The 397-nt window shown below is 63.7% G+C and carries 1 protein-coding gene and 1 pseudogene; both read right to left on the bottom strand.

What is annotated here, in order from left to right:
* The coding region (locus tag K6M89_RS30680) for a tetrahydrofolate dehydrogenase/cyclohydrolase catalytic domain-containing protein (RefSeq protein ID WP_281428496.1) at nt 1-193 on the bottom strand (193 nt) is incomplete at its 3' end.
* A 3-nt stretch (nt 194-196) separates the two neighbouring features.
* Nucleotides 197-397: pseudogene (gene purU / locus K6M89_RS30675) on the bottom strand (formyltetrahydrofolate deformylase); the annotation flags it as partial.

Below are 397 nucleotides of genomic sequence, written 5' to 3'. Positions count from 1 at the left end.
CGGACTTGAAGCCGCATTCCTTGGCCATGCGGCCCTTGGAGCCGACATAGGCGTGGCTTGCCGGATCGTCGCCGACGATGATGACGGCCAGGCCGGTGGTGACGCCGCTGCTCTTTTCCAGCGCCGCAGTCGCAGTCTTGACCGTCTGAATGACTGATGCAGCTACGTTCTTGCCGTCGATGACCTCGACCATCTCTCAGCCCATGCGTTCGGAGGCATAGCTTCCGGGACTTGCCGGGAAGACGACGGTGCGGTTGCCGTTGATGAAGATGCGGTGGTGGATATGGGCGTGGATGGCCCGGGCCAGCACCTGGCTTTCGACGTCGCGCCCGATCGAGACATAGTCGTCGGCGCTCTGGGCGTGGGTGATGCGGGCCGTGTCCTGCTCGATGATCGG

Origin of the sequence: Rhizobium croatiense, from assembly GCF_019793465.1 — a bacterium.
GTDB classification, from domain to species: domain Bacteria; phylum Pseudomonadota; class Alphaproteobacteria; order Rhizobiales; family Rhizobiaceae; genus Rhizobium; species Rhizobium croatiense.
This window is presented reverse-complemented; position numbering and strand designations above follow the sequence as displayed.